Genomic DNA, 19,678 nt, shown 5'->3' with positions numbered 1-19,678 from the left:
TTTAAACAGGGCGAAACATATTCTACATGTTTTTCTTGTGGCTCACGAAAAAGAAAAGAACTCCTTTCTCTATAAGATCAGTTAGAGCGTGTTTAAAAAAGGCTCTAACTGATCTTACAGAACAAAGGAGTTCTTACTTTTTTTATTTTTCACACAATCAGCAAAAATCCATGATTTCTTCTGCCTTATTCCTGATCATTTCCAAACATCTTATGATCTTCTTCCAGTTTCTCCTGAACCTGGCTGTCATAAATTTTCTCTTCTTTCTCCTCATCCCTTGACTTGGGCAGGATCAGGTTCAGACAGACTGCTATGATCGTTGCCAGCACAACCGGAGATTTCCCGAAAATGGTAGTCACCCATGCAGGAAGTGTGGCAAGTGCTGCATTTGCCTGGGAAACGCCCACACCAAGTGCTGCAGCCAGACCTACAATGGAGGAATTACGGTAATCCATCTCTGCAGAAGCCACCAGCTTCATACCTGTCATAGCAATAGATGCAAATACGGAAACTGTGGCACCACCCAATACGCACTGGGGAATCGTGGTCAGAAGTGCTGAAAATTTCGGCACAAATCCGGCAATTCCAAGGAACGCAGCTGCCAGTCCCAGAACCCAGCGGTTGATAACCTTGGTCGTGGTAACAATACCAACGTTCTGGCTGTATGTTGCAGTTGGAAGTCCTCCGAACAGGGCTCCAAGAATATTGGTAATACCATAAGCTACAATACCACCCTGAAGCTCTGAATCCTTGGGAGTCCGGTTCATAGCACCGATGGTAGTTGCAGAGTAGTCACCAATTGCCTGAATCGAGTTAATTGCAAAAAGCAGTCCGATGGCTACACATGCAGAAATCTCAAAATGCACTCCGAAGTGCAACGGCTGTGGTACCTGGAACACACTTGCCTTACCCACGCTTGAAAGATCCACCATTCCGAATGGAATGGATACCACATATCCGGCCAGCATACCAATCAGAATAGAAGAAAGCTTCCAGATTCCTTTTCCAAAGTGGTTCAGGACCGTTACCACTGCAAGGGTAAAGAAAGCCACCAGCCAGTTCTGCCAGGAGCCATAATCCGGATTAGAGGTTCCACCAGCCATGTAGTTGATCGCAGTGGGATACAGGGAAAGTCCGATGGTAAATACCACTGTTCCTGTGATCAGAGGTGGAAAAAATACCCTGATCTTTTTTACCATAATTCCCATGATAACGGCAACAACACCGCCTACAATCTGGGCTCCCAAAATGGTGTCGATTCCGTACCCGTCCGCAATGGCCTGCATACTTGGTACATATGCGAAGCTGACACCCATAATGATGGGAAGTCCTGAACCAATCCTGTACTTCTTCCCAATGGGAAAAAGCTGGAGCAAGGTAGACAACGCAGCAACTACCAGAGCTGCCTGAATAAGAATGACCTGATCCTTATTCTCAAGCCCTGCTGCGCCTGCCACAATAATGGCAGGGGTGACACATCCCACGATCATTGCAACAACATGCTGCAACGCAAGAGGAAGGGCTTCCTGTATCCGCGGGATACCATCCGTTTCAAAAATACTGCCTCTCTTCATAATATTTTCCTGCTTTCTTTTGTTTTATACAGTATACCAAATAAGGTGTACAAAAACAATTAGGTTGGCTTAAAATATTTGTATTTAATATTCACAAAAAAGTCAGTCTATTTTTGTAAACATTTATCTTTTTTGTTTTTAATCTTATACCAGTTCTTTTTTCATGGTTAAAATATTCTGTCCGTCAGCGTATTCATAAGAAAGCTCATCCATGGTTTTCTTTACCAGAAAAATTCCAAGCCCTCCAATTTCTCTGTCTTCAATGTCCAGTGTAATGTCCGGATCTTTGTTTTCCAGTGGATTATAAGGAATTCCCTGGTCTATGAAAGTCAATGTGATTTTCGGCGGATTATCTTCCATTTCAATTTGTATTGTGGCATTTCCGCTGCCCTTCCCATAAGCATAATAAGCAATGTTTCCAAATATCTCATCTATGGCAACATCCAGCTGCATCTGAACCTTCAACGGACATTCCTTTTCTTCCAACACTTCATTTACAAATTCCGTAACTTTATCCACATTCTCTATCTTTGCTTCCACTGTAATACTTTTCAAATTTCACAGCTCCTTTCCCATACGCTACCAAGGCTTCTGTTGCCATCCCGCCTGGTAACCATACCTTTTTTCCTGCACTATGTAAAAAAGAATCCTGCACAAAATACAGAATTCCTTTATTAAATGCGCGCTGAACCGGTTCCTCACATGGTAAGTTCTCTGACCACTCCTAAAACCTGCCAGACCTGCAGCGCGTGTCACTCTATTGTTAAAATATCCGTAAACCCTGTAATCTCAAAGACTTCCTTTACAACATCTCCCACATGGATCAGTTTCATACTTCCTTTTTTATTCATAACCTTCTGCAATTTCAAAAGCACACGCAGACCAGCAGATGAAATGTACTCAAGATCTGCAAAGTCAAGCACCAGTTCCTGTGTATCTTCCAGTTCCTTCTCTGCAAAAACATCCAATTCAGGAGCTGTGGTTGTGTCCAGTCTTCCTGACAGCATTACAGTATCTTTTGTTCCTTCATTTTTCTTTTCAATCTTCAGGCTCATATTCTTCTCCTTTTAAATCGGATTATTTTCACAGCTTTTCTCTTATGTCTATCAATTACTCTGATAAAACATTCTTCGTAAGGTTTTCACCGTATTTTATGGGTTTATTATACAAAGAATCAATATTTTGTGTCAAGTTTTATCAAGGATTTTTATCACGCCAATAACTCAAATGTATGATAAAGATCCATTCTCCCGAATCCCCAGTCCCGATTGGGATACTGCATCCGTTCTTCACGCTCCGCACCTCGTGTAATATAATTTTTCACGCTCGAGCCGGTAAAATAGGGTTGATTCCCACGTATCACCGCCCATTCGAACAAAAGTGCAGCCGCACCGGCAGTCTGAGCGGCAGAAAGGCTGGTGCCGGAGGCATTTCCGTAAAGACCGTTTAACAGGGGTACCCGGATCTGGACACCTGGGGCTGCTACCTGTGGAACTACATTTCCATCTGGCATAAAGCCTCTGCTTGCCTGGACATACAGGCTGTTGTCACGATACTGGTAAGCAGTCACGGTAATACTCTCCAGTGAATCTCCAGGTGCCGTCACTGTATTATAAGGCGATGGTTCCAGAAAATAGGTTTCCTCCGAAATCAGCCCCTGAACCGGCAGCCACATATGAAATCCTACATTCTGCCCATCTCTTCCTCTAACAAAAATACGCCAGATTCCAGGTACCGGCTGGATAAATTGAAAATATACCAGCGTATATCCGGTCTGCCTCTCAATAGAAACATAATTTACCTTCACCCTTGTTTCCACAAAGACAAAAGATAATTCCTGCGTCACCGCCCCCAGTGAAGCGCTGATATCCAGAGTTTCCCCTGTAGGAGACTGCAAAGAAAGATTATAAATTTCTGGCGGCTCGCCCCAGAATTCCATGGTAAATCCTGGCTCCTTGTTTCCAACGCGAAGCTCCGCCAATGCCTGGTTTTCTCTCTCTGTAAGGCGGCCTGCGTAATGATGTCTTGCCGCTCCCTCATTTCCAGCTGCAACAGAAACTGAGATCAGCGAATACTGGGAAATATAATCCACATAAAGACTCAGTGGATTTTTCCCGATATGTGCTCCCTGGCTGCTGCCAATTCCAAGGCACAGAGAAAGAGGTATTCTTCTGTCATTCGCAATTCGCACTGCAAAATCCATTCCCATCATAATGTCATTTTCCTGGAAAAGCTCCGCTTCTGCAGGGAAAAGATAGAACTCCCGGAGATATTTTTTCGCAGGCTTCACTTTCACAATGATCAGTATGGCTTCTGGTGCGGCTCCAGAAAAATTCTCCTCAGGAAAATAATTTCCAGCCGCAATAGCAGCCATTCTGGTTCCATGGCCATCCGTATCCACAGAGGGCACAATTTCCAGAGGATTTCCGGAAGCCAGTGCCTGATCAATATCCTTTTTCCAGAAGACACGACCATAAGGCACTTCTTTCCCATCTCCCTCTAAGGTCTGGTCCCAGATGCAAAGGATTCTGCTGCCCATTTCGTTCTGAAAAACCGGATTCCGATAGTCAATTCCGGAATTCACAACCGCAACAGCTGTTCCGCTTCCTTTCAGCTGAAGGTAGGGATGTTCCTGAAGCCGGGTAATTCCGGAAGCACTAAGGCCTCCAAGATCCATATGCGTATAACATTTTGGAATAGAACTGTAGGAATACGTATTGATATTCCACCTTCCAATTTCTGTCAAGGGTGCATAAACCACCCCGTAAATTCCGTTTATTTTCTGAAAACTAAAACCTGGGACATCACCCAGGTCTTCCTGAAAATCGTCCATATATTTTACAATAAAATCCGCATACATCTCGTTCTGTGCCGGTGAAACTGACTCCTGCATACTCAAATTGCCCGCGTCTTTATTTCCCATAACTGCCCCTTAAAGCTTTTTCATTTAAGAGTATGCTTTATTTTTCATTTCAATGACTTAAAGCCTGTTTGAAAAATCATTCCTGCAATCTGCACGCCCCACTTTGCGGTATATTTCACCCGAATTCGGTTGTCGTAGCCCGCTACTACGCCCTCATCCGGGCAAAATCTCCCACAAATTGTGACGCACATCTTGCAGAAAGCCTTTTTCAAACACGCTCTAGAGCGTGTTTCCTCTGTACCAGCAGCACAATTCCTGCAAAAAATGTAAAGACCGAAATAAACTGCGACGTAGAAAGCACTCCCACACTTCCTCTTGCCAGATCTCCGCGGAAAAACTCCAGCACAAATCTTCCTGCACTATAAAAAATCAGATATGCCGCCGCTGTCTCTCCATCTTTTTTCTGGCTTCTCAAAATCAAGAGCAGCAAACCATAATGAAGAAAGTCAAGAATACTGGAATAAATCTGCGTAGGAACCAGCGCCACCCCATTTGGTGCAAAAGCAGACGTATGAAACGTAATGGAAAAAGCACCTGACGTTTCTTTTCCGTAACAGCATCCTGCCAGCAGACACCCAATTCTTCCAAATCCCTGTGCAAGTGCTACAGAAGGCATTAACGTATCAAAAAACTTCAGAAAATTCAGTTTTTTTACCCTGCAATATACATACGCCGTGAAAATTCCACCAACAATTCCACCAAATACCACAAAGCCATCGGTCAGAGTAGCACTCAGAAACCCAGGATTTTCCAGGATACTTTTCCATTCTGTAATCCAATACAGGATCTTGGCGCCCAGGAATCCTCCCACTACGCACCATACCACCAGATAAAAAACGTGTTCATAGGGCAGTTTCCGCTTTTTTGCCCTGTATTCTCCGGTAAAATAAGCTGCCAGAATTCCAATGGCGATCATCAGTCCGTACCCATAGACCGTAAATGGACCAATCCGCAGAAGTTCATTTTTCATAAATTATTCTCTCCACTCAAAACCATTTTTTCCAGAACCTTAAAAGTTCCTTGTTTGCATGATCATTTTTAGGACTTTCCATACTCTTATCCGGATCACATTCCCCGCAGATATCCACCTGCAGGATTTTTCCATTCTCTTTTTCAAAATGAGAGCACAATGCCAGAAGTACTTTCAACATCTCTTCTAAAGTCATATCTCCTTGGCTCCAGGTAGTGGCTGCCTCCTCCGGACAGAGCACATCCTTATCAATGGAAATATACAGCGGTATATTGGCAGGAATTTCCAAGCTTCTGATCAATTCTTCCTCAGAACCTTTTTTCTCAGCCATATACGGCCTTGCCTCAGCCAGCCTCTCCCTGGACAAAAAATGCACTCTGTCCTTAAAGGGTTCTTCCACCTCCCCGTACGCTTCCTCATCCGGCCCGATCAGCCAGACCTCCTGAAGCTTTTCTACCTCTTCCAGTGCACTTGCAATCCACCCCCCGCAGGACAAAAGCCCTCCGAAAGCAGGAAGCTGCATGTCTGTATGATTGTCAAATACCAGCAGGTTGAAGGGCTCTTTCAACCGCCCGGTCCCGATTCTGCTCATATAATGATAATTTCCAGAATCAATAAAATAAATTCCGGAGACCGGATATTTTTCCATTCGTTCCAGAATCTGCGCCTGGGCATCTCCATCGCAATAGCAGTTGGTTCCTGAAATATCACTCAGGTCTATCCAGGAAATCTGCTCTCCCTCATAGAACTGCTCTTCCTGGTAAATTCCAGAAAAATCCATGATCACAATGTTCCGCTTCAATCCTTCCATTCCTCCAGAATTTCCTCTTCTTCCTGCTTCTGATCCGCCTGCTTTTCTAGATCGGTCTGATCTGTCTGATCTTCCTGATTTGTCTGTTCTTTCTGATTTGCCTGTTCTTCCAGAGCACCTGTATTTTCAGCACCAGATTCGACTGTCTCAGTGTCAACCTTCTTCGCAGGTTCAAAACCTAAGTCCGGTGTTTCAGCATCTTTCACAGCCACATCAATATCTGTCACTTTATCCTCTTTCTTTCCATCACCAGCTGATCCATCCTGAATCTCTTTTTTCAGCCCGTGTTTCAGAATCAGATAAAAAATAATATCCAGCACTCCGTTCGCTACAAAAATACATCCTGAAATCTGTACGGTCATCCTGATTTCAGAAAATGGATTTACAAGGATCAGCATTCCAAGTCCTATAAAAATCAGACTTTCAACCAGAAATGCCTTCCAAACGCCCTGCCCGCGCTTCTTCAGTTTCATACTGCCGCGCATCATCCAGATGCTGTCCACCAGAATAAAAGCTCCCAGCATAAGAGTCAGCAGTTTCACAACCACAGTTGGATTCATAAACAAAAAGATACCGATCACCAACACGATCACACCGGAAAAAAGATCCAATATGGTAGAATTATCCTTTTCCAGAACAAAGATCAGAATGTGATAAACACCGGCCCCGATCAGAACCAGCCCAAATACCACCTTGCACAGAACATTCACCGTTTCTACAGGCATCAATGCCAGACACAGTCCAAAAAGAATATAAAATACAGATGTTGGAATCTGTCCTCTTAAAATTTTGCTTTTCTTCTCTTCCATCATTTAACCTCCTGTTATCCTCCGGTTCTTTTTGGACAGTATAAACCTTTTCGTGAAATTCGTCCACAAAAAGCCGGAAAAAGAGTATAATTTCCTATATAAAAAATCCATTTTTATACTTGAAGTTTTTCCCTGTGGTATTATAATGAATGTCGAAGGAAAATGAATTATGTCGTAACTGTTCAAACAGGGAACAGTTCCATTATATCTAATTTTTTATCGGAGAATTAAATTTTGAAAAATATTAAAAACAACAAAACCATTCTTGCCGTTATCCCAGCTGTCGTAGTGCTGGCTGCAGGGGTAGCTTTTTTTTGCTCTCGTTCAGGCAATACTGACAAACAATGTCAGGAAACAGTTGAACGTCTTCAGAAGCTTGAAACAGCCGATATCTCCAGTATAGAGGATGCGATCCGTGCACTTTCCGAGAAAGAAAAGCCCACCGGATCGGACTCAGAGGAGGGTGTTCTTGGCGATATTCTCACAGATGTACAAATTAAACAGGCATTTCAGGGAACTGTTATTGTAGGGGACTCTATTACAGAATCAATTGCAGAATATGGTTTTCTTGACACCAGTATTGTAGTTGCCAAGCTGGGACTTCGTATTGACGATGCAGATGACCAGATCAATACCGCCATCAGTCTGAATCCAAGCGTATTTTTCCTGTCCTTTGGAGCAAATGACCTGGAAATTTACAATGGTGATTCCTCTGCTTTTATTGACGCCTACCGTGTGAAAGTGAAACAGATCCAGAATGCTCTTCCGGATACTGCCATTTACATCAACAGCATTCTTCCCATCCAGCAAAGCGCCATCGACCAAAGTCCTGCCCTTGCTTATTATGACAGCTTTAATCAGGCACTCAGGGACTTTTGTGACGAAATGGGATGCACTTTTATAGACGATACATTCCTTGTAGACGAAAGCATGTATGAGCCGGATGGTGAGCATATGGTTTACAACTACTACCCCAAATGGCTTACTTATATGGCAGAAAGGGCAGGTCTTGTATGAAGCTGAATACCAAACGAAATATCCTCTCAGATTTTTCCGGCAAACTGAGCGGCAATCTGAAGAAAAATAAAAATCAGGGAACCAGCATCCTTTCTGATTTCAAGCTTACCGGTTCCCTTATCATAAAATCCGTCATGGTAATTTTCCTGGTTGTCTATCTGGGACGCCTCTATGTGTCCGACTACGCAGCAGACATATCCATGGACAAAATATCTGCATCCCTTGAACAGGTTTCCGGTGTTACGGACCTTAGTGAGCCAGGGGTTTCCGGTCTTCGCCGTTTTTATCAGATTGATGAGAATGACATAGACAGCTACTTTTTCCGTAAAGCAGCCTCCCCAATGTCTGTAGACGAAGTTCTGGTAGTTAAGGCTAATTCTTCTTCTGAGGCAGGCGCCTATTTAGAAGCAGCTCAGGCTCATCTTGAAAGTCAGAAGAACATTTTCGAAGGCTATGGAACTGATCAGATGGCACTTCTCGGAGAAGCTTCTGTAGAAAAGCGCGGTGCCTATGTCTGGTATTTCTGCGGTGAAAACGCCCAGGAACTTCGCCAGGCTTTATTATCCATGATATAGGAGAATTGACGTTATGGTATTTAACAGTGTAATTTTTATATTTTGTTTTCTTCCCATATTTCTGCTGATCTACTATTTCGTGCCGGCCAGGGCCCGTAATCCGGTACTTTTCGCAGGAAGCCTTTTCTTTTATGCATGGGGAGATCCTACCTATCTGGTTCTTATGCTGTTTTCCAGCTTTTTCAATTATTACATGGGCAAAGAGCTTGGGAAAATAACCGATGAAGATCCGTCCCGCAAGCGAAACCTTATTTTCGCAGTAGTGATCAACCTTCTGATCCTGGGATTTTTCAAATACTGGGGATTTCTTCTTGATACCGTCAGCGGTGTCACAGGACTGAAGCTTACCTATCCGCAGCTTGCATTGCCCATCGGACTTTCTTTCTATACCTTTAAGAATCTGTCCTACATCCTGGACATCTATATGGGAAAAACAGAACCCTGTAAAGGATTTTTTCCATATGCCGTATACAGCACCATGTTTCCGCACATGACAGCCGGACCCATTGTCCGCTACACTGACATTTCGGAATCCATCAGCCGCCGCAGTATAAACACAACGCGCCTCGGTGCAGGTGCAGAGCTCTTTATCAAGGGGCTTTCCAAGAAGGTTCTCCTTGCAGACAATCTTTCCGCTCTGTACACCACCCTTCAGTCTTCCGGTACTACCTCTTTTGTGGGAACCTGGCTTGCCATTGGCGCATATACACTGGAGCTGTATTTCGATTTCAGCGGATATTCCGATATGGCCATCGGTCTTGGACAAATGCTGGGCTTCAATTTCAACAAGAACTTTGATTATCCTTACATTTCCACCAGCGTCTCTGAATTCTGGCGCCGCTGGCATATTTCTCTTGGAAGCTGGTTCCGTGATTACATCTACATCCCACTGGGAGGCAACCGTGTTTCCACAGGCCGACATATCCGCAACATCCTTGTGGTATGGGCACTTACCGGTCTCTGGCATGGCGCCAGCTGGAACTTTGTGTTCTGGGGTGTTTACTACGGTCTCCTTCTTCTGGCAGAGAAATTCCTTCTTGGACGTTTTCTTGAGAAAGCACCTGTCTGGCTTCGCAATTTATATACCATGTTTGCCGTGATCATCGGCTGGGTATTTTTCAGCCAGACCACACCTGCAGCCATAGGAAAAATGCTGGGAGCCATGTTTGGATTGGGAGCTTCCTGCTTCGCAGACCGTGCCTCCCTGTATGCACTGAAATCCGGACTGATCCTGATGATCATTTCCGTGATCAGCTGCCGTCCGGGGCTTTATCAGTATTTCAAGCGCCTTGCAAGACGCAATACTTACCTTGCCGCAGTGATAAACGCAATCCTGTTTTTCCTCTGTATTGCGTATATGATCTACAGTTCCTACACACCATTTATGTATCAGCAGTTCTAGAGTAAATTTGAAAAAGCCCTGAACTGGTACCATATTAATTGGAGGACCCATGAAAAAGAAACCAAACGGATACCGCTATTTTTGTCACCTGACCGGATGCCTTTTCGGAATCTTCATCCTGGCAGTACTGATAATCAATTTTTTAGTTCCGGACCGGGGCTTTTCCCAGAAGGAAAACCGTGTGCTGGCCTCCCGTCCGGCTATCAGCGTTTCACAGCTCACATCTGGCAAATTTGCTGACGGTTATGAAACCTATGTAAATGACCAGTTTTTTCTTCGTGACTGGTGGATCACACTGCGCGCCACAGCTCAGCGTATCCTTGGAAATACGGAAGAAAACGGCGTTTTTCTTGGCAAAAACGGTTACCTGATGGAGGATTTTACAGCGCCCTCCCAGGAGCGTCTGAACCGTACTGTAAACGCTATGACAGATTTTGCAGCAAGGCATTCTGATCTTCCCCAGTATGCGCTGATCGCGCCAAATGCCGTGAATATCCTTTCAGATAAGCTCCCTGCCCTGGCTGCTGCCACTGACCAGAATCCTTATCTGGACGCAACTGCCGCTGCTCTTGAAAAGGCAGGTGTCACTTTCGTGGATGTGCGTGACACCCTTTCCCAGCACAAGGATGACGGAATTTATTACCACACAGACCATCACTGGACTACTCAGGGAGCTTACTTTGCTTATATGCAGCTTGCAAAGGTACTTGGAATCGATTCTTCTTCCATCTCCTACGACAAGCTCCCGGTTTCCATGAGCTTCCAGGGAACCCTTTCCGCCAAAAGCGGTTTCCGTGCTTCTGAGAAAGAAGAAATGGATGTCTTTCTTCCAAGAGATGACTCGGTTCCTTCCTCTGTTGTAAATTATGTAGACGAACAGAAAAAAACAGCCAGCTTTTACGATACCAGCAAGCTGGAAACCAGAGACAAATACGCCATGTTCTTTAACGGAAACCATGGCAAGGTTGTGATCACCACCCCTACAGAAGAAAACCGTACCTTACTTGTGATCAAAGACTCCTACGCAAACAGCCTGATCCCTTTCCTGGCGCCTTACTACCGCAAGATTGTTATGGTAGACCCTCGTTATTTCTATGACGATCTGGAAGAACTGATGCAGGTAGAGGAAATTCAGGAAGTACTTTATCTGTATAATGCAAATACATTCTATTCAGATACTTCCCTGGAGCTTGCACTTATGCCTCAGAGCAGTACAGATTCCACACCTGACAGCATTGAAACGGATAACACAGATACTGCTTCTGCTTCTTCTGACAACGCTTCTGCTGACAATCCAGAAGCTTAAAGCGTATCTGAAAAAGGCTTTCTGCAAGATATGCGTCACAATTTGTGGGAATGATTTTTCAGACATACTTTAGTCTTATTTCCTTCTGCCAGACAGGCAGGAGGATTTTTTTTCCAAATTTCATTGTACAACTCATGCAAATTCGCTATAATTACTTTATTAAGCAGCTATTTTCTGCAAAGTGTTTTTTGGAACGCAGTTCGCAGAAATCCCAATAAAACAGAATCCTGCAAGCAGGATTCTCCGCCTGCGGCTGGTCGCCTCCAGCGACATCCAGCGCATGTTTGAAAAAGGCTTTCCGCTGCAGTGCGAAGCGGGTAACTGTGAAGGTACTGGACAGTTACCTTTATTAAACATTTAGGAGCGAAATTATGAAAATAGTATTAGAACATCTCACAAAGCAGTTTCCGCCCCGTGGAAGAAAGGCTCAGGAGCCGGTCACAGCTGTAAGCGATTTCAATTTCGAAATTCCTGACGGTCAGCTGATCGGACTTCTAGGTCCCTCCGGCTGCGGGAAAAGTACTACCCTGAATATGATCTGCGGTCTGGAGAAACCAACCAGCGGCAGAATCCTTTTCGGCGATGATGATGTGACTTCATTTCCCCCAGAGCGGCGCGGCGTTGGTATGGTATTTCAGAATTATGCACTTTACCCCCACCTCACAGTGAAGCAGAACATCCTCTTTCCTCTTCAGAATCTGAAAGGAAAGGACAAGCTTTCCAGATCCCAGATGGATGAGCGGGCTCAGAATGCAGCCCGTCTGGTGCAGATCACAGAGCTTATGGACCGACGTCCTTCCGAGCTCTCCGGCGGTCAGCAGCAGCGCGTAGCCATTGCCCGTGCACTTGTAAAAATGCCCCGCGTACTGCTTCTCGACGAACCACTCTCCAATCTGGATGCCAGACTCCGCCTCCAGACCCGGGAAGAGATCCGCAAGATCCAGCGGGCAACAAAGATCACAACTGTCTTTGTCACCCATGACCAGGAGGAGGCCATGAGCATTTCCGACATGATCGTAGTCATGAAGGATGGTGTGGTACAACAGATCGGGAAGCCCCAGAACGTTTACGACAGCCCTGTAAATCTGTTTGTAGCCAAATTCCTTGGTACCCCTCCCATCAATGTATTCGAGGGACAGATCCGTGGCGGAAGCCTTTACATCGGTGAAAATGCAGTTCTTCTCACACCTGGGATCTCCGACCAGCCGGTTTCTGTGGGAATCCGTCCGGAGGGATTTATCCCCGATGAGAAGGGAGCGCTCTGCTGCCAGCTTGGCGGCATGGAAGTAATGGGCCGTGACATCTCCGTTGTCTCCACCCATGCATCCTCCGTAAATCCTGTGATCCGCTCCATCATCAGCTCTGACACCCAGATCCGGCTTGATGCAAAAACCATCCGTTTTTCTATCAAGCCAAACAAGATCTTCCTGTTCCGGCATGATACCGGTGAACGGATCAACCTTTAAAGGGAGGCTCCTATGAACAAACGAAACTTCAAAGGCTGGCTGTACCTTCTGCCGGCTATGCTTTTTCTGGGTATTTTCATGGTCTACCCTCTTATCGATGTTTTTATCTATTCCTTTGAAGAGGGCTATAATTCCGCTTCCCAGACTTACTATGGGACAGGTATGTACAACTATTCCTACGTCCTTCATGACCCATATTTTCTCCAGGCGATCCGGAATACCTTTATCCTGGTTGTGATCACAGTGCCCCTTTCCACTTTGCTGGCACTTCTGATTTCCGTTGCCTTAAGTTCTGTGAAGGCTCTGAAAAAACTTTTCCAGACCATTTACTTTCTGCCATATGTAACCAACACACTGGCCGTTGGACTGGTATTCATGATTCTTTTCAAAAAAACCGCTTATTCCGACGGACTGATCAACCTGGTGCTGAAGCTGTTTGGACAGGGACCTGTAGATTTTATTGATGGACCATACTGGGCGAAGATGCTGGTATTATGTATTTATACCATCTGGATCGTTATGCCATTTAAGGTACTGATCCTTACCAGTGCCCTGGCTTCTGTAAACCAGAATTATTACAATGCAGCCCGGGTAGACGGTACCTCCAGATTCCGTATTTTTATCCGGATCACCCTACCGATGATCTCTCCCACTGTTTTCTATCTGATCATCACTGGTTTTATCGGTGCATTCAAGGCTTACAGCGATTCAGTTGCCCTTTTTGGCACAGACTTAAACGCAGCTGGCATGAACACCATCGTAGGCTATGTTTACGACATGCTTTACGGAAATGGCGGCGGCTACCCGTCCTATGCCTCAGCAGCAGCGATCCTGCTGTTTGTTATTGTTTTGACAATCACCTGCATAAACCTGCTTGTAAGCAAAAAACATGTATACTACTCGTAACGGTGAAGGTTCACCCTCTTTATCTGAAAGGTATTTTCGGGCAAAATCTCTCACAAATTGTGACGTACATTTTACAGAAAGCCTTTTTCAAACACGCTCTAGTACATCGTTTCGTAAATAACTACACCAATCGCGTAGGATGTGGATTCGAGTGTGCAGGCATAAAAACGCAGGCGTAGCGGGCTACGCCGAGGCTTTTATGCCTGTGCAATCGGATTCCCAGACAAGTGAGTGGTATAGTTATTTCGAAAACGATGTACTAGTCTTCATAAAGGAGAAAACATGGAAAAAGATACCACTCAGTTTACAAAATCGGAGCATACTGCCGCCAGACGGCATTCCCTAGGAAACATCCTTGTCTACCTGCTGCTTACCATCTGGGCTCTGGTCGTACTGTTTCCTTTTTACTGGATGCTTCTTACCTCTGTAAAAAGCTACAGTTCCTACAACGCAGAGCACATTCCCACCTTCTTTACACTGACGCCCACCCTGCAGAATTATGCAGATGCCTTTACAGCAGTGCCTCTGGGAAAATATCTGCTGAACACACTGATTTTCACAGTTGCCACCACTGCTATTATGATGGTTGTGATCACACTGTCCGCCTTTGCTTTCGCAAGGCTTGAATTCAGAGGGAAAAATCTGGCTTTCACTTTATTCCTTTCCCTGATGATGATTCCAAACGAACTTGTGATCATTACCAATTTTGTGACCATCACCAACCTGGATATGCGGAACACCTTCCTTGGGCTAATCCTGCCATCTGTCACCTCTGTATTTTATATTTATCTTCTGAAAGAGAATTTCGAACAGGTACCGGATGAGCTTTACCGTGCAGCCAAAGTGGACGGAACCTCAGATCTGAAATACCTTTGCAAGGTGATGATTCCCATCTGTAAGCCTACCATGGTCACCATTGCTATCCTGAAGGTAATCGAATGTTGGAATTCCTACATTTGGCCAAGACTGATCACCGATGACCAGAACTACTATCTAGTTTCCAACGGAATCCAGGAGATTCGCGAAAACGGTTTCGGTCGTGAAAATGTCCCTGCTATGATGGCGGCGGTAGTTGTGATTTCCCTGCCCCTGATCATTTTGTTCCTGCTTTTCAGAAACAAGATTATGTCAGGAGTTTCAAGAGGAGGTACAAAAGGATGAGACTATTCAGACAAAAACATCCTGGAGCGTTCCACCAAAAGCCTTTCCTGCTTTTTTCCCTGGCTGCCCTTTCTTCTGTGACTCTGCTTACAGGCTGTCATGGCGCGAAGGACCAAAGTGCCTTTACCATTCCCGGGGAATTTGACACCTCCAGAGATTACGAAATCACTTTCTGGGCCAAAAACGACACAAACAAAACCCAGACCGAAATCTATAAAAAGGCAATATCCGATTTTGAAGCCCTGTACCCCAATATCACTGTAGATCTTCGGCTTTACACGGACTACGGCAAAATCTACAACGATGTAATCACCAACATCGCCACAGGCACCACTCCGAACGTATGTATCACCTACCCGGACCATATTGCCACCTACCTTACGGGAAACGATACCGTTGTCCCTCTGGACGATCTGATGGCAGATTCCAGCTACGGACTTGGCGGTGATAAGCTTGAATTCGCCTCAGTGAAAAAAGATGAGATCATTCCCCGTTTTTTACAGGAGTGTTCTTTTTCCGGTCACTATTATGCACTGCCTTTCATGCGCTCCACAGAAGCCTGCTATGTAAATAAAACCTATGTGGAAAAGCTTGGATACACCCTTCCAGAAACCCTCACATGGGATTTTGTGTGGGAAGTAAGTGAAGCCGCTATGGCGCAAAATGCAGATGGAACCTACAAGGTCAACGATCAGAATGTGCTGATTCCATTTATTGACAAGTCCACAGACAATATGATGATTGAAATGCTAAAGCAGAAAAATGCAGGATATTCCACTGACAGCGGAGAGATCCAGCTTTTTAACGACACCACGGCAAGTCTGCTGGATACCATCGCGGAGCATGTAAAAACCGGTGCTTTTTCCACTTTTAAAATTTCCAGTTATCCGGCTAACTTCCTGAATGCAGGGCAATGTATCTTTGCCATTGATTCCACAGCAGGCTCCACCTGGATGGGTACAAATGCCCCTCTTGTGGACATCAGTTCTGATGCTCTGGTGGATTTTGAAACAGAGGTTATGACCATTCCGCAGTTTGATCCGGATAATCCGCAGATGATTTCACAGGGACCTTCTGTATGTATCTTCAATAAGAAAGACCCTCAGAAAGTGCTGGCCTCCTGGCTCTTTACACAGTATCTGCTCACAAATGACGTACAGACCGCTTATTCTGAAACGGAAGGTTATGTGCCAGTTACCAGCAAAGCCCAGGAATCCGACCAGTATCAGGATTATCTTTCCAGGGAAGGGGAAGACAATTCCACTTACTACGATGTAAAAATAAAAGCGTCCAGGCTGCTCCTTGACAATATGGAGCACACTTTTGTCACCCCTGTATTTAACGGCTCCGCTTCTTTACGTGATGCAGCAGGACAGCTGATTGAAAGCGTGACCAAATCTGTCCGAAGAAAACAGGAGATTGATGATGCCTATATTGATAAACTTTACAGCGATGTTACCTCCCTGTATCACCTGGATCAGATTTCTTCTGAGCAGTCCTCCGGGAAAAAAGAGCTTGGACCTCTTCCCGCAGAATCCAGAATTCTTCTTGGAAGTCTGGCAGTAGTCTGGGGTCTGATTCTTCTTTATCTTTTACTTGAACGATTAAAGAAGAAAAAAGGTTACTGTTCACTCCGTTCACAGTAACGCGCTTCGCGATGCACAGAAATCATGCATTCGCATGATTTCGCGCCGCAATTCTCGGGTTTTCTGTGAACTTTGTTCACAAAAAACGCCTCGCGGAACGTTACCAGTGAACAGTAACGAAAAAAGCGTAATATTTAAGCTTGATTTCCCCATAATTTTGTTTATAATAAAAGTGATTGTGTACAATCGTTTTTGACAGATGACTTTACACTCACCTTGTCAGACATCTGAATTTACGTACCCAGAAAGGAGATACTATGAAAAAAAGACTTGTATTACTGATGGCGCTCTCTCTTACATTTGCATTCCCGGCAGCTGTTATGGCTGAGGATACCACTGCTGCAGAGGAAACTGCTGATGACACAGAAGCAGCTGACAGCACTGCAGAAGATGCAGATGTGAAATCCGAAGGTGTTATGACCCATGACGAATACCTTGCAGCAGCTGTTGATGACGAAGTTACCATCGAGACCTATGTACAGGCAAAGCAGTCCTGGTGGGAAGATAAAGCTACCTTCTATACCCAGGACAAAGATGGTGCATACTTCATTTATAATATGCCATGCTCCGAAGAAGACTATGAGAAGCTGGTTCCGGGAACCAAGATCAAAGTAACCGGATATAAGGCAGAATGGTCTGGCGAGATTGAGGTTGCAGATGTTTCCTCTTTCGAGATTGAGGATGGCGAATACATCGCAGAGCCGCTTGATGTAACAGATCTTCTTGGTAAGGACGAGCTGATCGATCATCAGAACGAGCTGGTATCTTTCAAGGGAATGACCGTAGAAGCTGCCGGACAGGATGCTGACGGAAACGATGTAGCTTACCTTTACAATTACGATGGATCCGGTTCTGAGGGAGATGACCTTTACTTCAACGTTTCCCTTAACGGCGAAACCTATACTTTCACAGTAGAGTCTTATCTCTGTGACAAAGACAGCGATGTTTACAAAGCCGTAGAAGCTCTGAACATTGGCGATAAGATCGATATGGAAGGCTTCCTGTACTGGTATGAGGGCGTAAACCCGCACATTACATCTGTTACAGCAGCTGAATAATTTCACATAATTCCAGACAAAAAAACACCCGGGCACAGCTTCCTTTATGAAGCACGTATGCCCGGGATTTTTTATCCGATTTTTGTGTTCCTGTATACATGTACCCAATATATAATTTCCACCACTGCCGTAATTCCCCATGAGAAAATGTACAGCAGATATAAAGACGGAATCGTCTTAAAGTGGGCAAACACCGTATTTACCCATACCATTCGGAAAATACAGGATCCTATAATTACAATAACCGTCGGAATAACACTCTTTCCAAGAGCACGGGAAGCCGCAATGGCACTGTCCATAAATGCAGAAAATCCATAACTAAATCCCATAATCGTAAGTCGTTTCATTCCGGCATCCACAACCGCAGGATCATTGGTAAAAAGACCCAGGAACTGTCTGCCGAAGATAACCAGTGCAATACCACCTATAGTTCCAATTCCAAAGGAATAAGCCAGGCTGACCAGATAACTGTTTCGCACTCTTTTTCTTTTCCCTGCACCGTAATTCTGCCCCATAAAGCTTCCGCAGGCTGTATAAAAAGCAGCCATGGAGTCATACAAAAGAGCATCTGCATTTGCCGCAGCGGAATTACCTGCCACCATTGTAGCATCAAAGGTATTGACGCCTGCCTGGATAAACAGATTTGCCACCTGAAAAATACCGTTTTGCAATCCTGCCGGAAGACCGATCTGGATAAGGTATCCTGCCATTCTCTTGTCAATCCTCAGTTTGGAAAGACGAAGTGCATAATCCCCGCCCACTTTTACCAGCGCCCGAAGGATCAGAAACGCAGATAAATACTGGGAAATAATACTTGCAGTTGCAACACCTGCCACATCCATTTTGCAGACAATTACAAAAAACAGATTCAATACTATATTTACAATACCAGCTGCACCCAGATAATACAAAGGCTTCTTCGTATCTCCAAAAGCACTGCACACCGCATTACCAAAATTATAAAGAGCCATTGCCGGCATTCCCAGAAAATAGATCCTTATATACAGTACTGCACCATCCAGAAGTTCTTCCTTGGTATTCAACAGCTCCAGAATTCCTTTTGAAAAGAGCAGTCCAAAGATCAGTACGATCATCCCCGCAGCCATACTTACCAAAAGAGCCGTATGTATCGTCTTGATCGTACTTTCTTTATCCTTCGCTCCGAAAAATCTTGCCACCAGAACATTGGTACCGCCGCCCATACCGATCAGAAAGCCCGTAAAAAGAGTTACAAGCGTAGTAGTGGATCCCACTGCCCCCAATGATAAAGAGCCCGCAAACTGACCAATAACCGCGATATCCGCCATATTAAACAACACCTGCAAAAAGTTGGTCAGCACCAGAGGGATACTAAAAAGCAGCATTTTCCCCCAGATAGAGCCTGTGGTCAGGTCCTGTCTGTCCTCTTTCATTTCAATTCTTCTCCTTCGTCAAATCCAAAATTTCTTCCGGCACTGCACCTCGAAACTGTTCAGAACTTTCAATGCAGCTCGCACCCCTTCAGATCAAGCCAAACCTATTTTGCACCGGAATTTTGTGCGCAAATAAAGCTCTTGAATAAATCAAGAGCTTTAAGAGGTGCCACCCAGATTTGAACTGGGGATAGAGGTGTTGCAGACCTTTGCCTTACCACTTGGCTATGGCACCATATTATTTAGTTCTTCGCCGAAGCGAATGACTCCAAGGGGATTTGAACCCCTGTTACCGCCGTGAAAGGGCGGTGTCTTAACCGCTTGACCATGGAGCCTTATCAAATCGGGCTTCATGCTCCGATTAAACTCCCCCTGTTGGACTCGAACCAACGACACTTCGGTTAACAGCCGAATGCTCTACCGACTGAGCTAAGGAGGAATATAAAGGTTTGCACCTTCAAAACTACATACATGTTACATCCTTGTGGAATATTTGTCAAGAATCTTTTTCAAAACCTTGCGATTTTTGGTCAAGCCCTCACCCTATTAGTAACAGTCAGCTCCGTGCATTACTGCACTTCCACCCCTGCCCTATCTACCTCGTCGTCTTCAAGGGGGTTTACTTCTTTCGAATGGGACATC

Annotated in this window: 19 protein-coding genes, 3 tRNA genes and 1 rRNA gene; 10 read left to right on the top strand and 13 right to left on the bottom strand. The window is 44.9% G+C overall.

Going from position 1 to position 19,678, the window contains the following annotated elements:
• Nucleotides 1–185: 185 nt before the first annotated feature.
• The 8 genes from ACESTK_RS14590 to ACESTK_RS14555 all read right to left on the bottom strand — a co-directional run bounded on the left by ACESTK_RS14590 (nucleotide 186) and on the right by ACESTK_RS14555 (nucleotide 7,090).
• Nucleotides 186–1,574 carry a uracil-xanthine permease family protein gene (locus ACESTK_RS14590; RefSeq protein ID WP_118583668.1) on the bottom strand — a complete coding sequence of 463 codons (1,389 nt, stop codon included), beginning with the start codon at nucleotides 1,572–1,574 and terminating at the stop codon, nucleotides 186–188.
• A gap of 144 nt (nucleotides 1,575–1,718) precedes the next feature.
• Nucleotides 1,719–2,129 (bottom strand): ATP-binding protein, encoded by a 411-nt coding sequence (locus ACESTK_RS14585; protein WP_373120078.1) that lies wholly within the window; start codon nucleotides 2,127–2,129, stop codon nucleotides 1,719–1,721.
• Between the two features lie 197 nt (nucleotides 2,130–2,326).
• Nucleotides 2,327–2,629 carry an STAS domain-containing protein gene (locus ACESTK_RS14580; protein WP_373120076.1) on the bottom strand — a complete coding sequence of 101 codons (303 nt, stop codon included), beginning with the start codon at nucleotides 2,627–2,629 and terminating at the stop codon, nucleotides 2,327–2,329.
• Nucleotides 2,630–2,784: 155 nt separating this feature from the next.
• A complete protein-coding gene (locus tag ACESTK_RS14575; protein WP_373120074.1) occupies nucleotides 2,785–4,497 on the bottom strand; it encodes a S8 family peptidase in 1,713 nt (570 codons plus the stop codon).
• Between the two features lie 44 nt (nucleotides 4,498–4,541).
• Nucleotides 4,542–4,688: a DUF6783 domain-containing protein gene (locus tag ACESTK_RS14570; RefSeq protein WP_334286099.1), complete on the bottom strand. Its 147-nt coding sequence runs from the start codon at nucleotides 4,686–4,688 to the stop codon at nucleotides 4,542–4,544.
• 17 nt (nucleotides 4,689–4,705) lie between these two features.
• Complete coding sequence (locus ACESTK_RS14565; RefSeq protein ID WP_373120072.1) at nucleotides 4,706–5,467, bottom strand: prolipoprotein diacylglyceryl transferase; 762 nt, start codon at nucleotides 5,465–5,467, stop codon at nucleotides 4,706–4,708.
• Between the two features lie 16 nt (nucleotides 5,468–5,483).
• Entirely contained in the window at nucleotides 5,484–6,278 is a 795-nt protein-coding gene (locus tag ACESTK_RS14560; RefSeq protein WP_373120071.1) for an arginase family protein, read from the bottom strand.
• Entirely contained in the window at nucleotides 6,266–7,090 is an 825-nt protein-coding gene (locus ACESTK_RS14555) for an HdeD family acid-resistance protein (protein ID WP_373120069.1), read from the bottom strand. The genes ACESTK_RS14560 and ACESTK_RS14555 overlap by 13 nt, the downstream gene beginning before the upstream one ends.
• Nucleotides 7,091–7,321: 231 nt before the next feature.
• On the opposite strand from ACESTK_RS14555, the gene ACESTK_RS14550 reads away from it, so the two are divergent.
• The 10 genes from ACESTK_RS14550 to ACESTK_RS14505 all read left to right on the top strand — a co-directional run bounded on the left by ACESTK_RS14550 (nucleotide 7,322) and on the right by ACESTK_RS14505 (nucleotide 17,624).
• Nucleotides 7,322–8,104, top strand: a complete 783-nt coding sequence (locus ACESTK_RS14550) for a GDSL-type esterase/lipase family protein (RefSeq protein ID WP_173718863.1) — start codon at nucleotides 7,322–7,324, stop codon at nucleotides 8,102–8,104.
• On the top strand, nucleotides 8,101–8,679 hold the full coding sequence (locus tag ACESTK_RS14545; protein WP_237925921.1) for a DUF4358 domain-containing protein: 579 nt from the start codon (nucleotides 8,101–8,103) through the stop codon (nucleotides 8,677–8,679). The genes ACESTK_RS14550 and ACESTK_RS14545 overlap by 4 nt, the downstream gene beginning before the upstream one ends.
• A 13-nt stretch (nucleotides 8,680–8,692) precedes the next feature.
• On the top strand, nucleotides 8,693–10,081 hold the full coding sequence (locus ACESTK_RS14540) for an MBOAT family protein (protein ID WP_195992546.1): 1,389 nt from the start codon (nucleotides 8,693–8,695) through the stop codon (nucleotides 10,079–10,081).
• A gap of 49 nt (nucleotides 10,082–10,130) precedes the next feature.
• Nucleotides 10,131–11,387, top strand: a complete 1,257-nt coding sequence (locus ACESTK_RS14535; protein WP_148463142.1) for a DHHW family protein — start codon at nucleotides 10,131–10,133, stop codon at nucleotides 11,385–11,387.
• Between the two features lie 371 nt (nucleotides 11,388–11,758).
• The gene (locus ACESTK_RS14530; protein ID WP_173770163.1) at nucleotides 11,759–12,853 is read left to right on the top strand and encodes an ABC transporter ATP-binding protein; all 1,095 of its coding nucleotides are present in this window, start codon (nucleotides 11,759–11,761) and stop codon (nucleotides 12,851–12,853) included.
• A gap of 12 nt (nucleotides 12,854–12,865) precedes the next feature.
• Nucleotides 12,866–13,759: a carbohydrate ABC transporter permease gene (locus ACESTK_RS14525; protein ID WP_173735907.1), complete on the top strand. Its 894-nt coding sequence runs from the start codon at nucleotides 12,866–12,868 to the stop codon at nucleotides 13,757–13,759.
• Complete coding sequence (locus ACESTK_RS14520; RefSeq protein ID WP_368357454.1) at nucleotides 13,743–13,880, top strand: DUF6783 domain-containing protein; 138 nt, start codon at nucleotides 13,743–13,745, stop codon at nucleotides 13,878–13,880. Before ACESTK_RS14525 ends, ACESTK_RS14520 begins: the two co-directional genes overlap by 17 nt.
• A gap of 161 nt (nucleotides 13,881–14,041) precedes the next feature.
• Entirely contained in the window at nucleotides 14,042–14,920 is an 879-nt protein-coding gene (locus tag ACESTK_RS14515) for a carbohydrate ABC transporter permease (protein WP_118583645.1), read from the top strand.
• Nucleotides 14,917–16,566: an ABC transporter substrate-binding protein gene (locus tag ACESTK_RS14510; RefSeq protein WP_373120065.1), complete on the top strand. Its 1,650-nt coding sequence runs from the start codon at nucleotides 14,917–14,919 to the stop codon at nucleotides 16,564–16,566. The genes ACESTK_RS14515 and ACESTK_RS14510 overlap by 4 nt, the downstream gene beginning before the upstream one ends.
• Before the next feature lie 257 nt (nucleotides 16,567–16,823).
• Nucleotides 16,824–17,624, top strand: a complete 801-nt coding sequence (locus ACESTK_RS14505) for a hypothetical protein (protein WP_173717580.1) — start codon at nucleotides 16,824–16,826, stop codon at nucleotides 17,622–17,624.
• A gap of 71 nt (nucleotides 17,625–17,695) precedes the next feature.
• Here the strand turns inward: ACESTK_RS14505 and ACESTK_RS14500 are convergent, their stop codons facing one another.
• The 5 genes from ACESTK_RS14500 to ACESTK_RS14480 all read right to left on the bottom strand — a co-directional run.
• Nucleotides 17,696–19,036: an MATE family efflux transporter gene (locus ACESTK_RS14500; RefSeq protein WP_368361917.1), complete on the bottom strand. Its 1,341-nt coding sequence runs from the start codon at nucleotides 19,034–19,036 to the stop codon at nucleotides 17,696–17,698.
• A 164-nt stretch (nucleotides 19,037–19,200) separates the two neighbouring features.
• Nucleotides 19,201–19,271 (bottom strand) — tRNA-Cys (locus ACESTK_RS14495).
• Nucleotides 19,272–19,299: 28 nt separating this feature from the next.
• Nucleotides 19,300–19,371: transfer RNA gene (locus ACESTK_RS14490), tRNA-Glu, on the bottom strand.
• A 31-nt stretch (nucleotides 19,372–19,402) separates the two neighbouring features.
• Nucleotides 19,403–19,475 (bottom strand) — tRNA-Asn (locus ACESTK_RS14485).
• An 87-nt stretch (nucleotides 19,476–19,562) separates the two neighbouring features.
• Nucleotides 19,563–19,678: ribosomal RNA gene (locus ACESTK_RS14480) — 23S ribosomal RNA — on the bottom strand; the annotation flags it as partial.

The organism is Ruminococcus sp. Marseille-P328 (genome assembly GCF_964249465.1).
In the GTDB taxonomy this organism is placed as follows: domain Bacteria; phylum Bacillota; class Clostridia; order Lachnospirales; family Lachnospiraceae; genus Blautia_A; species Blautia_A faecis.
This window is presented reverse-complemented; position numbering and strand designations above follow the sequence as displayed.